This is a genomic window from Bradyrhizobium sp. USDA3010 (assembly GCF_056429065.1).
On the sequence record NZ_JBWJZD010000001.1, the window covers coordinates 456,095 to 468,866 of the forward strand.

Consider the following 12,772-nt stretch of genomic DNA (forward strand, 5'->3'; position numbering starts at 1 on the left):
GGATCGCATTACGCTACGCTCCATGCGATCCGACCTCTCCCCGCAAGCGGGGCGAGGTAGCAGGACCTACACCGACACTGCGTAGGTCTCGTATTCCCCGCGCACCTGCTCGATATGGGCGCGCATCGCGGCGGCCGCACCTGGCTTGTCGCCGCGCAGGATGGCGACGACGACACGGTCGTGCTCGGCGTGGGATTTTGCCAGCCGCCCGAGGTTGCGAAACTGGGCGCGGCGGAACGGCTGCACCCGCACCCGCGTCGCCAGGGTGATCTCGGCGATATAGGCGTTCTGCGATCCGGCATAGATCGCGTTGTGAAAGCGCTCATTGACCTCGTGGAAGCGCTCGGGATTGCCGGTGTAGCTCAATACCCGCAGCTCCTCATGGACCGCCTCCAGCGCGTGACGCTCCGCCGCTGTCATCCGCTCGGCAGCGAGGCCGGCGCACATCGCCTCGAGCTCGGCCATCGCCTCGAACATGCCGGTGAGCCGCTCGAGCGACGGCCGCGCCACCACGGCACCACGATGCGCGCGCGCGTCGATCAGACCGCTGGCGGCCAATTGCCGCAGCGCCTCGCGCACCGGCGTACGCGAGACCTTGAAGCGGCGCGCCAGATCGGTTTCATCGAGCCCGGCGCCCGGCGGCAGCGTGCCGCGCACGATCTCGTCGGCGAGCTGCAGCCGGAGTTCTTCGGCGCGGGTGGTCTTGTCGACCAGCGACGACGCGCGATCGACACGCCGCACCAGCGGCTCCGGCTCGGTGCCCTGCGGCTGCGGCGCGCGGGTCGGAAGATCGTCCAGGCTCATGGCTGAAACGCCCCTTCAATCACCCTGATCAAGCCCCCTTGTTCAAACACCTTTGGGTTCATCAATGACGCTGACATGGGCGGCGACGATTCTCCAGCCCTCGGCGAAGCGAATCCATGTCTGCATCTGCCGCCCCACCCGCCCCGGTGCGCTGTCCCGATAGAACAGCGTCGAGGCGATTGCGGTGTCGCGGCCATAGGTCGTGATCACGGTGCGGTCGATCCTGCGCATCAGCCCGGCTGCCGGCCGCCCGGCACGAAACGCTGCGATCTCGGCGTAGCCATAAAGATTCTCGCCGATGCCATAGCGCAGCGTCCGGCTGTCGTTGCGGAAGAGCTCGTCGAGCACGCCGACATCGTTCGAGACCAGCGCCTTCTCGTAGCGCTCGAACTGCGCGGTGACCTCGGCGCGCACGTCGGGAAGGTCGATCTCCATGGCTCTACCTCATTTGCGCATGATCTTATCGGAAAACCGGTTTCCACTTTTCCGGATCATGCGCTGATTCCTCTTGGCGCGGGCGCCGTGGCGACACCCATCTGTTCCAGCGCATAAGCGACCCGCAGCGCGATGTCCTCGCGCCAGGGCGCGGCAATGATCTGCACGCCGATCGGCATCGGTTCAAGCGGGACCGGCACGGCGGCCACCGGCAGGCCGATGAAGGAGATCGGCTGGGTGTGGATACCGATATTGGGACGCACCGGAAGCTCGACCCCGTCGAGCGTAAAGGTGGCCTGGCCGATCTTCGGCGCCGTGCACGGCGTTGCCGGCGCCAGGATCACGTCGACCGACTGGAACAGCTCCAGCACCTTGGCGCGGTACCAGCGGCGGAATTTCTGCGCCTTGTCGACATAGACCGCCGGGATCATCGCGCCGGCGATCAGGCGGTCGCGCACCGGCGGGTCAAAGTCGCGGGGACGCTTGCGCAGCCGATCGAGGTGCAGCGCGGCGCCCTCGGTCGTGGTCATGATGAAGGCGGCGGCGCGGGCGCGCGCCGCTTCCGGCAGCTCCACGGTCTGGGTGGCACCGAGCGCCTTTGCCACGCGCGCGACCGCTTCGACGGCCTCCGGCAACAAATTCTGCTGGAAATAGCCGCCGGCGATTGCAACGCGCAGCCGGCTGACATCGTTGGCAAGCAACGGCACGGTCGGTTCGACCGATTGCACGATGCAGGCGGGATCGTCGGCATCAGGCCCCTGCATGGCGTCATAGGCCAGCGCGAGATCTTTCACGCTGCGGGCAAACGGGCCGAGGTGATCGAGGCTTGCGACGAACGGAAAGGATCGCGCGCGCGATAGCCGGCCATAGGTCGGCTTCAGGCCGAATATGCCGCAGAACGACGACGGCACCCGGATCGAGCCGTTGGTATCGGAGCCGAGCGCGATCGGCACCAGTGCGCCGCCGACGGCGCTGCCGGAGCCGCCCGAGGAGCCGCCCGCCATCCGCGTCGGATCATGCGGATTGCGCGATGGACCGTCATGGGCGTTCTCGCCGGTGAAGTCGTAGGCGTATTCGCCCATGTTGAGCGCGCCGACCAGCACGGCGCCGGCCGCTTCCATTCGCTCGATCAGCGTGGCATCGCGCGGCGACGGCGGCAGATCGCGATTGATCTTGGAGCCTGCGCGGGTCGAGAGGCCCTGCACGTCGAACAGATTCTTCACCGCGAAGGGCACGCCGGCAAGCGGGCCGCCCGGTTGGCCCGCCGCGATCGCCGCGTCGACCGCCCTGGCCCTGGCCCGCGCGCGATCGGCGGTGACGTCGGTGAAGGCGTTGAGGACCTTGTCGTGCGCCGCGATGCGCGCGAGCGCCGCTTCGGTCGCGGCAAGGGCCGTGATCTTGCGGCTCGATACGGCCTGCGCGATTTCGGCGGCCGACATGGCGGTGGGAGTCTCTGACATCGCGATCTCAGGTCGAATAGACGGCGGCCGACGCGACGTCGTCAGGCAGCGGGAAGTCATCGACCAACCGCGCCAGCCGCAGCGCGACCTCGAGATTTGCGCGCACCGCCGGACGCCAGGCGTCTTCCAGCGGCAACGCCATCGTCCGGGCGACGGCGTTCATGTAATCGTCGAGATGATCGTCCATTTCGCTCCCAATGAGTTTTTCAAGACACCGGCAACGGCGGATGCGGGATCGCCGTGAGCAGCTCCCTTGTATAGGCATCCTGCGGATTGCCCAAGACGTGTTCGGATGCGCCCTGCTCGACGATGCGACCGCTGCGCATCACGATGACGCGATCACACAGCAGACGCACCACGTTGAGATCGTGCGACACGAACAGATAGCTCATGCCCATCGATTGCTTGAGGTCCTGCAGCAAATTGAGCACCACCGCCTGCACCGAGACGTCGAGTGCCGCGGTCGGCTCGTCGAGGATGACGAGCTTCGGGTGCAGCGCAATCGCGCGCGCGATACCGACACGGGCCTTCTGGCCGCCTGAAAGCTGGTGCGGAAAGCGATCCAGGAGATTGACCGGCAGGCCGACCAGCCGTGCCAGCTCCTCGCAGCGGTCGCGGAGCGCATCGCGCCCCCTGATGTCGCCGAGTTGCATGATCGGGTCCGCGATCGCGCGCGCCGCAGTGAAGCGCGGATTGAGGCTGTCGGTCGGATCCTGGAACACCATCTGGATCTGGCTGCGCCGCGGCAGCCGCGCGAAGGATTGCGGCATGATGCCGCCGATGTCCTCGCCATCGAACATGATGCGGCCGGAGGTCTGGTCCAAGAGCCGCATCACCATCATCGACGTCGTCGACTTGCCGCAGCCGGATTCGCCGACCAGCCCGACGCTCTCGCCATGGTCGATCGAAAAGCTGATGCCGTCGACGGCGCGGAAGATGTCCTCCTCGACCGGCGGCTTGCGGCCGAACAGCTTTGTGAGCACCGACCCCACGCCCTGGCGGGGATATTCCTTGACGAGCTTTTCGACGAGCAGGAGGGGTTGCGTCTGCTCCCTCGCCCCGCTCTTTACGGGGAGAGGGCTGGGGTGAGGGGCTGTATCCGTGGACACGGCTCGTGGAGAGTCCCCCTCACCCGCCACGCTGCGCGTGGCGGCCTCTCCCCGCACGCGGGGCGAGGCGGAAGAAAGCGCCGCCGTCTCCTCCTCCGGCAGCAGGTCCCGCAATGACACCCCGATCCGCGGCGTGGCGCGCATCAGCTTCTTCGTATAGTCGTGCTGGGGCGCGGCGAAGATGTCGGCGGACTTCGCCGTCTCGACCACGCGGCCCTTCTCCATCACCACGACGCGGTCGCAATAGGCAGCGGCAAGGCCGAGATCGTGCGTGATCAGGATCGTCGACATCGACCGACGCCGGGTCAGCTCGACGATCAGGTCCATCACCGCCTTCTGGGTGGTGACGTCGAGGCCGGTGGTCGGCTCGTCCGCGATCAGAAGCTGCGGGTTGCAGGCGAGCGCGAGTGCGATGACGACGCGCTGGCACATGCCGCCGGACAGCTCGAACGGATAGGCGTGATAGCGCTCGCGCGGACGCGCGATCTTGACCTGCTCCAGCGCCTCGATCGCCGTCTCGCCGCGATCGGTGACCTGCGCCTGCTGCACATGCTGGCGCAGCACGTCCTCGATCTGGTGCCCGACCTTGCGGATCGGATTGAGCGCCGCACGCGGATTCTGGAAGATCATCGAGACTTCGCGGCCGCGCAGATCGCGCATCTGGCTCTCGGTCGCCGCCTTGACGTCGATGCCGGAAAACATCACCGACCCCTCGGCGATCCGGCCGGCGCGGTCGAGGATGCGCATCACCGCATATGATGTCACCGACTTGCCGGAGCCGGACTCGCCGACGATGCCGACGGTCTCGCCCTTAGCCACGGATATGTTGACGTGCTGCACCGCCTTGACAATGCCGCGACGCGTCGTGAATTCGACGGTGAGGTCCCTGACGTCGAGGAGCGGCGGGGCGGTCATGTGCGGCTCCCACAAAATATCGAAAACAACCCCATGCAAAGGAGCGCAGCGGTATCATGGAACCGTACTGAGACGGTCATTACGTCCGCCCCTTGTTCAGTGCGCCCCCTCGCCCCGCTCTTGCGGGGAGAGGGTTGGGGTGAGGGGCATCTATCGGCACGTACAACTGGCTAAGGAGTGCGCGGAGAGCCCCCCTCACCCGGTCCGCTAACGCGGCCCGGCCTCTCCCCGCACGCGGGGAGAGGCGAAGAAAGCGCGCACGCGTTAGCCAGGTCCACATCATTTACGTTCTCCGCTGCGGGTCGACGATGTCGCGCAGGCCGTCGCCGAGCAGGTTGAAGCAGAACACCGCGATCATCAGCGCAAGGCCCGGGAACAGCGCGATCCACCACTCGCCCGACACCATGAAGCCGGCGCCCTCGGCAACCATGATGCCCCATTCCGCGGTCGGCGGCCGGACGCCGAGGCCGATGAACGAGAGGCCCGCGGCGTTGAGGATCGCATAGCCCATGGTCAGCGACATCTGCACGATCATGATCGGCATGATGTTGGGCAGGATGTGCCCGAGCAGGATGCGGTATTCGCCGTTGCCGGAGAGCCGCGCCGCCTGCACGAAGCCGGCATTGCGGCGGACGTTTGCTTCGGCGCGCGCGACGCGGGCATAGAGCGGAAAGTTCACGATCGCGGTCGCGATGATGATGTTCTGCACGGTGTTGCCGAGCGCCGCGACGATGCCCATCGCCAGCACGAACAGCGGAAACGCCATGATGGTGTCGGCGATGCGGCCGACGATGCGATCGGTCCAGCCGCCGAAATAGCCGGCGGCGATGCCGGCCAGCCCGCCCATCAGGAACACCAGCACGACGGAAGCGACCGCGATGAAGGTGTCGAGCCTGGTTGCAACGATAACCCGGCTGAAGATGTCGCGGCCGAGCTGATCGGTACCGAACCAGTGCGCGGCGGACGGCGGCTTCAATGCAGCCGCGGTGTCCGAAGCGAGTGGGTCATAAGGCACCACATAGGGCCCGAACAGCGCCGCAAACATGATCACGACCAGCAGCGCGAAGGCGAAGCCGGTGACCTTGTTCTCGCCCAGCACGTAGCGGGTCTGCTCGAAGACTGCGGCAAGCCCGGAGGTGCGGGCGGGACCTGCGGGTTCGACGGTCGGTGCAACGGTGCTCATGCGCCCTCCCTAGCCTTCCAGCCTGACGCGCGGATCGATCACGCCATAGAGGATGTCGATCAGAAGATTGAGCAGCACGTACATGACCGCCATGGTCAGCACGAAGCCCTGTACGGGTGCGAAGTCCGACGCGATCAGCGCCTCGACCGCGTAGGAGCCGATGCCGGGCCAGGCGAACACCTTCTCCACCAGCACATTGGCCCCGAGCAGGAAGGAGAACACCATGCTGAGCGTGGTGATGACCGGCAGCATCGCGTTGCGGAAGGCGTAGGTCACGATCACCTTGCCGGGCGACAGGCCGCTGGCGCGCGCGGTGCGGACGAAATCGGACGCCAGCACCGCCAGCATCGAGGCGCGCGTCATGCGCGCGATCGGCGCCAGCGAGAAGATCGCGAGCGTCACCGCCGGCAGGATCAATTGGCTGAACGCCGAGCGGAACGCCTCGAAGTCCCGCGCGATCAAGGCATCGATGAGGTAGAAGCCGGTGACGGTCGGCGGTGCGCTATAGAACACGTCGAGCCGGCCGAGCGGCGCCGGCGACCAGCCGAGCCGGAAATAGAACACGTAGACCAGCACGAGGCCTGTGAAGAACACCGGCAGCGACACGCCCGCCGTCGTGGTGACGCGGCAGAGATGATCGATCCAGGAGCCCGGCCGCGTCGCCGCCAGCACGCCGAGCGGGATCGCGATCACGATCGAGACGACGAGGCCGAGCAGAGTGAGCTCGGCCGATGCCGGCAGGCGATTGCGCAGCTCGGCGGCGACCGGCTGCCCCGTGGTCAGCGAGGTGCCGAGATCGCCATGGGCGAGATCGTTGGTGTAGCGGACGAACTGCTCGATCAGCGGCTTGTCGAAGCCGAGCTTCTTCCGGATCTGGTCGACCGCTTCTTTCGTCGCGGCAGGCCCTGCAAAATACGCCGCGGGATCGCCCGGCAGCGCGCGCGTCAGCAGGAACGTCACGATCACGACCCCGATCAGCGACGGGATCGCGAACAGCAGCCGCTTGCCGATGAGGGTCAGCATGCGCGCCTCACCCCTTCGCCATCGCGCGATAGTCGAGGCGGCGGTGGAACCAGTATTCGTAGCCCGAGATGTTCTTCTGCATCGCGACGTTGACGAACGGCTGATACAGCGGGATGCGCGGGATGTCGGTGAAGGCGAGATCGACAAAGCCCTTCACATCGGCGTCGTAGGCCGCGGTGTCGCCGTTGGCGGCAGCAATACGCGCGCCGTCGATGAGCTTGTCCATCTCCGGCGACTTGTAGCTCATCGTGTTGAAGATCGAATTGTTGCCGTGATAGCACCAGTAGAAGAAGTACTCGGGGTAATCGAGCCAGCCCGAGAACACGTTGGTGAACAGCGGCATCTCCTTCTTGGTGAGCTCGGTGCGCCAATTGGCGCCGGGCACCTTGTTGATGGTGGTCTTGATGCCGAGCTGCGCAAGGCTCTCCTGCACCAGCACGCAGAGCGGCTCGTTGACGCCCGCGAAATTCAGGTCGAACGAGATCGTGGTCTCGAAGCCGTTGGCGTAGCCGGCCTCCGCGAGCAGCGCCTTGGCCTTCTCCATGTCGGTGACGTACTTGGTCGGCTGCGGCCAGGCGACCTCGGTCGGCTTGTCCTTCGGTGCGCCGAACATCGGGTTGGCGAGGCCGAACAGCACCGCATCCATGATCTTCTGATACGGCATCGCGTAGGCCATCGCCTGCCGCACCTTGGGATTGTCGAACGGCGGCTTGGTCACGTTCATGCCGATGTACTGGATGCCGTTGGAGAACGGCAGCGAGACCACGTTGAGCTTGCCGTTCGTCTTCATCTCCTGGAAATCCTTGAACGGCAGCTCGTAGGAGATATCGGCATCGCCGCGCTCGAGCAGCGCACGGCGGTTGCCGGCCTGCGGCACCATGCGCCAGATCACGCGCTTGATCTTCGGCATCGGGCCAGAGACCCAGTCGTCGTTGCGCTCCATAATCACTTCGGTGCCGGCGGTCCATTTGGTCACCTTGTAGGCACCGGAGCCCGCGGTCTGCTGCTTGGTGAATTCGAGACCCCAGGGGTCCTTCTCGCTGGCGTTCTTCTTCACCAGCTCGGAGTTGACGACGCAGGGCACGATGACAGCGAGATCGGGGATCGTGAGCTTGTCCTTCTTCAGGAAATCGACGCGCACCGTATGGTCGTCGACGACGACGAACTGCTCGGGCTTGGTCAGCGAGCCCGCGCTCATCTGGAATGTCGGGAAGCCGCCGACGCTGACGGCACGGTCGAGCGACCATTTGACGTCCTTCGCCGCGACCTGCGTGCCGTCATGGAATTTGGCGTTCTTCCGCAGCTTGAAGGTGACCGACATGTCGCCGATGTTCATGTCCTCGGCGAGCTCGGGCTTGAACTTGTCGCGGTCGTAATAGGGCACGCCGCCCGGACCGCTCTTCATCTCGTGGCTGATCAGCCGGTCGTAGCAATTCCACGACACTTCATAGCCGGGCACGTTGGTGCCGACGCCGTGGATATCGAGATTGTTGGGACCGCCCTCGGAGACGATCAGCAGCGTCTCGGAGCGCGCGTCGGCCTTGGCCGGCGACCAGATCGCGGGCGCGGTCGGCGCCAACGCCCCCGCTGCCAGCCCGGACACCGATTTGAGGAAATCGCGACGCTTCATGTGATGCTCCAACGCCCCTTGAGAACGGCCTTGGAACTCAGATCGCAAGGATTGTGCCAACCCTTAACGAAATCTTATGAGGCGCTAATGCTTTGTAATGTAATATAAAATTGGTACAGGCACCTCGATCTGGCACAAGGCTACGTACCCATCGTTGCATACAAAGCACGGCCTGCTGCTTAAGAAATGAGCACGAAATGAGCCCTGCTCGCTTTCTGGCCGACGCTCGGACAGCTAAAGCAGGGGAAGAGTTTGGATTCAATCGGGTACGCCGACTGGGTTTACCTCTCCCCATTGGGGAGAGGTCGATTTGCGCAGCAAATCGGGTGAGGGGCCGCGGCTCCAACGAGAGACCGTAATCCCTCACCCGGCGCTGCGCGCCGACCTCTCCCAAGGGAGAGGTGAACGTCCGCCGCGGCGGCAGAACAACCTCGTCCAGCACGCTTTAGTCGGGCCAGACCAACCCCTGCAATTGCACGAGATCATCGACCCGATCCGGCCAGCCCGCGATGCAGATATGGCGCAGCGGATCGCCGGCCGAGTGCAGCATCATCAGCGCCATCAGCCGCCGCTTCAGTGTGAAATTCACCTCGCTGCGCGGGATGCCGTAGCCGTCGAACAGGCTGCGCACAAGCCGCGGATGCCCGGCGGCCATGAAGGCGCTGGGACCGAGCAGGTCGTACTCGCCCCATCCAGTCCGGACGTCGCCGAAGTCGAACAGGCCGGCGACGTGCCAACCATCGGCCCGGCGGCCCAGCAGGAAATTCTCCGGAATGTACTCGCCGGTCAGGATCACCGGCGGCGCGTGCATCGGGATCAGCTCAGTGGCGTCACGCAGGAGATCATCGAGCGAGGTGAGGAATTTCGCCGGCAGGCCGAGCCGCTCATGCCGCGCCCGGCACTGCGCGATCTGCCCATGCATGAAAGCCTCCCAGCGCGGCTCGATCGCAAGCAGGCTGCCGGGCGGCACGCGTTGCACCTCGGCAATCACGGCGCCGATCTCGCCGAGCACGCGCTCGCGTTCGGCTTCCGACAGCGATGGCCACACCTCCGAGCCGACGGTGCCGGCGAGGCGCGTGATGACGAGATAGGGCCAGCCGTCGCGCTCGCCCTCTGCAATGAAATAGGGAATCGGAATGCCGAGCCGTCCGCGCAGCTCGGCGAGCGCGCCGCGTTCGGAGACGAATTGCGGGCGCAGAAGCGGCGGGAACAGCTTCAGGATCAGCTCACCGTCGAGCCCGATGACGAGGTTGGTGCCGGTCGAGAACACATGCGGCGCGCCCCAGGATAGCCCGTGGCGATCGGCAATATCGCGCACGACCGGCAGCCAGCGCGACGCGTCGCCGCGCCAGACGCGGTAGGTGTCGTAGTCGGTGATGGGTGGAAGCGATATCATTTCAAGGAATCTCGTAGCCCAATCTATCCTCGTCATCCCTCCGCAAAGGCTTGTTCAACTGTCGTCCCTGCCTAGTGCGCAATTGCGCACAGGAGCAGGGACCCATATTCCGCGGCGGACGTTACGAAAGGGACTCGTCGTCCCTGTCGTGCGCAACTATGAGCTTCGGTGGTTATCGGTCCCTGCTTTCACAGGGACGACACCGAATCTGTTGCGCAGTCACTGAGTCATACATTCATCCAGGCTGCTGAGCTGCTTCTCCGTCACCTGGGAGGATATGTGCCATCACCGATCCGGATTGGCGCGCTCGAACTGGCGCAGCAGACGGTTGCCGCGTTCGACGGCGTTGTCCATCGCGGCCTGCGCCGAGCGCTTGCCGGCGAACACCTGCTCGAGCTCCTCCTCGATCACGTCGCGAATCAGGACGAACGAGCCAAGCCGGACGCCCTTCGAATTGTCGGTCGGCGGCTTCAGCGTGACCTCCTCGATCGAGATCGAGGCGCCGGGATTGCGATCGTAGAAGCCCTGCGTGCGACTGAGATCGAAGGCTGCGCGGGTGATCGGCAGGTAGCCCGTGTTCTGGTGCCAGGCGGCCTGCACCTCGGGCCGCGACAGATAGGCGAAGAACTTTGCCACTCCGGCATATTCGGCGCGCGGCCGGTCGCGCAGCACCCACAGCGTCGCGCCGCCGATGATCGAATTCTGCGGCGCGCCCTGCACGTCGGGCTCATACGGCATCATGCCGTAGCCGACCTCGAATTTCGAATTGGCCTGGATGTCGGCGCGCGTTCCTGACGAGCCGATGAAGATGCCGCATTCGCCCTTCTGAAAACGCGGCTCGGCCGCCTGCCCGCGGCCGCTGTAATCGAAGGTCTTGTCGGCCTGCCATTGTGCCAGCTGCGCGATGTGACGCAGCACGATCGGGTTGTTGAAGACCAGCTGCGCGTCGAGACCGGCAAAGCCGTTGGACCTGGTCGCGATCGGCAAATTGTGGAAGGCCGAGAAGTTCTCGACATTGATCCAGGACGGCCATGACGTGGTGACGCCGCACATCGCACCCGCCGCGCGCAGCCGCTTGGCCACGACGCCGAGCTCCGGCCAGGTCTTCGGAGGCGCACCCGGATCGAGCCCGGCCGAGCGGAACATATCCTTGTTGTAGTACAGGATCGGCGTCGAGGCGTTGAACGGGAACGACAGCATGTTGCCGTCGACATCGGCATAGTAGCCCGCCACCGCGGGCAGATAGGCCTGTGGCGCGAACGCCTCCGATTGATCGCGCATCAGCTCGAACACCGGATAGATCGCGCCGCGCGCCGCCATCATGGTTGCGGTGGCGATCTCGTTGACCTGAACGATCGCCGGCTGGCTGCGCGAGCGGAAGGCGAAGATCGCCGCGGTGACGGTCTCGGTGTAGTTGCCCTTGTAGGCGGGCACGATGCGGTAGTCGGATTGCGAGGCGTTGAAGTCGGCGGCGAGCTTCTCGAGCTGCTTGCCGAGCTCGCCCGACATCGCGTGCCACCACATGATCTCGGTCGCCGCTCGTGCCGGTGCCACAAGCAGAAGGGCCGCGACGACGAGGTGCGGGAGGAGGTGCAAGAGCTTCGAGGCGAGCTTCAAGGCGAACTTCACGACCAGCCGTTCCCGGATGCCAACACGCGGTCATACGGCGCTACAACCGCAAATTCAATCGACACCGCAGGTTGCAGCACGGTTTTAACGTTTGGCAGATGGGCGAACCACCGCCATTCTGCTAAAAGCGTTGAACCTTTTCCTCCCGCCCCGGACTCAAATCACAAGGGGAATTGTAGCCTGTGTATCGCCGCGCCGGCCTTTCGCGGACAATAACGCTTGCCTTCGCGCTGCTATGGACAGCGGTCTCGGCGAGTGCCTTTGCGCGCGAATTCCGCACTGCCGATACCCAGAATGAAGACTATCCGACGGTCCAGGCGCTGAATTACATGGACCGCCTGATCGCCGAGCGCACCGGCGGCCGGCACCGCATCGTGGTCTTCCATTCCCGCCAGCTCGGCGAGGAAAAGGAGACGCTGGAGCAGACCCGGGCCGGCGCCATCGATCTGAACCGGACCAATGTCGCGCTGATCGGAACCATGGTGCCTTCGGTGAATGTGCTGGCGATGCCGTTCCTGTTTCGATCCCTTGAGCACCTGCAGCATGTGCTGGATGGGCCGATCGGCAACGAGATCCTGAACAGTCTCGAGGCCCACGGCTTCGTCGGGCTGACCTTCTACGATTCCGGCGCCCGCTCGATCTATAACAGCGCCCGCCCGGTGCGTTCGCTCGACGACCTCAAGGGGCTGCGGCTGCGTGTGCAGCAATCCGCACAGATGTCGGACATGATCCGCGCGCTCGGCGCCCAGCCGGTCGAGATGGCCTACGGCCAGGTGCTGACCGGGCTCGCCAACCGGCTGATCGATGGCGCGGAGAACAACTGGCCGTCCTTCGTCACCACCGGCCACTACAAATACGCCGGCTACTACACCCTGACCCAGCACACCGTCAGCCCCGAAGTGCTGGTGATGTCGCGCAAGGCCTGGGCCAGCCTCACGCCGGATGAGCAGACCACCTTCCGCGAAGCCGCGCAGCGCTCCAGCCTCTACATGCGCGAGAAGTGGCGGGAGCTCGAGGAGCGCTCGCGCAAGCAGGCGGAGCAGGCCGGCGTCAAGGTCGTGACCGATTTCGACCGCAAGCCGTTCGAGGCGGCGATGGCCGGCATCTATGCCAAGGCGGAGCGCGATCCGGCGATAGCTGCGCTGATCGAACGCATCCGCAACATGGAGTGACCGGATCTTGGACGCG

The 12,772-nt window shown here is 65.2% G+C and carries 11 protein-coding genes; 1 reads left to right on the forward strand and 10 read right to left on the reverse strand.

All coding sequences use genetic code 11. The features are described 5' to 3' along the window. Positions 1-66 precede the first annotated feature (66 nt). The 10 genes from AC066Y_RS01975 to ugpB all read right to left on the reverse strand — a co-directional run bounded on the left by AC066Y_RS01975 (position 67) and on the right by ugpB (position 11,551). Positions 67-804 carry a GntR family transcriptional regulator gene (locus AC066Y_RS01975; RefSeq protein ID WP_456719140.1) on the reverse strand — a complete coding sequence of 246 codons (738 nt, stop codon included), beginning with the start codon at positions 802-804 and terminating at the stop codon, positions 67-69. Between the two features lie 42 nt (positions 805-846). Beyond that, positions 847-1,239 carry an oxalurate catabolism protein HpxZ gene (gene hpxZ, locus AC066Y_RS01980; protein WP_478272415.1) on the reverse strand — a complete coding sequence of 131 codons (393 nt, stop codon included), beginning with the start codon at positions 1,237-1,239 and terminating at the stop codon, positions 847-849. Between the two features lie 56 nt (positions 1,240-1,295). Continuing rightward, positions 1,296-2,699, reverse strand: coding sequence for an AtzE family amidohydrolase (locus tag AC066Y_RS01985; RefSeq protein WP_478272416.1), 1,404 nt, complete (start codon positions 2,697-2,699; stop codon positions 1,296-1,298). A 7-nt stretch (positions 2,700-2,706) separates the two neighbouring features. Next, entirely contained in the window at positions 2,707-2,886 is a 180-nt protein-coding gene (locus AC066Y_RS01990) for a DUF4089 domain-containing protein (protein ID WP_478272417.1), read from the reverse strand. Positions 2,887-2,905: 19 nt separating this feature from the next. Beyond that, entirely contained in the window at positions 2,906-4,723 is a 1,818-nt protein-coding gene (locus AC066Y_RS01995; protein WP_478272418.1) for a dipeptide ABC transporter ATP-binding protein, read from the reverse strand. A 283-nt stretch (positions 4,724-5,006) separates the two neighbouring features. Then, complete coding sequence (locus AC066Y_RS02000) at positions 5,007-5,906, reverse strand: ABC transporter permease (RefSeq protein ID WP_176533971.1); 900 nt, start codon at positions 5,904-5,906, stop codon at positions 5,007-5,009. Positions 5,907-5,915: 9 nt separating this feature from the next. Next, entirely contained in the window at positions 5,916-6,929 is a 1,014-nt protein-coding gene (locus AC066Y_RS02005) for an ABC transporter permease (RefSeq protein WP_092122920.1), read from the reverse strand. Positions 6,930-6,936: 7 nt separating this feature from the next. Further along, the gene (locus AC066Y_RS02010) at positions 6,937-8,559 is read right to left on the reverse strand and encodes an ABC transporter substrate-binding protein (RefSeq protein WP_478272419.1); all 1,623 of its coding nucleotides are present in this window, start codon (positions 8,557-8,559) and stop codon (positions 6,937-6,939) included. Positions 8,560-9,004: 445 nt separating this feature from the next. Continuing rightward, positions 9,005-9,955: an aminoglycoside phosphotransferase family protein gene (locus AC066Y_RS02015; protein WP_478272420.1), complete on the reverse strand. Its 951-nt coding sequence runs from the start codon at positions 9,953-9,955 to the stop codon at positions 9,005-9,007. 285 nt (positions 9,956-10,240) lie between these two features. Then, positions 10,241-11,551 (reverse strand): sn-glycerol-3-phosphate ABC transporter substrate-binding protein UgpB, encoded by a 1,311-nt coding sequence (ugpB, locus tag AC066Y_RS02020; protein ID WP_478272574.1) that lies wholly within the window; start codon positions 11,549-11,551, stop codon positions 10,241-10,243. A gap of 215 nt (positions 11,552-11,766) precedes the next feature. Here ugpB and AC066Y_RS02025 point away from each other — a divergent pair, with 215 nt between their 5' ends. Next, complete coding sequence (locus AC066Y_RS02025) at positions 11,767-12,756, forward strand: TRAP transporter substrate-binding protein (protein WP_478272421.1); 990 nt, start codon at positions 11,767-11,769, stop codon at positions 12,754-12,756. The last annotated feature ends 16 nt before the right edge of the window (positions 12,757-12,772 follow it).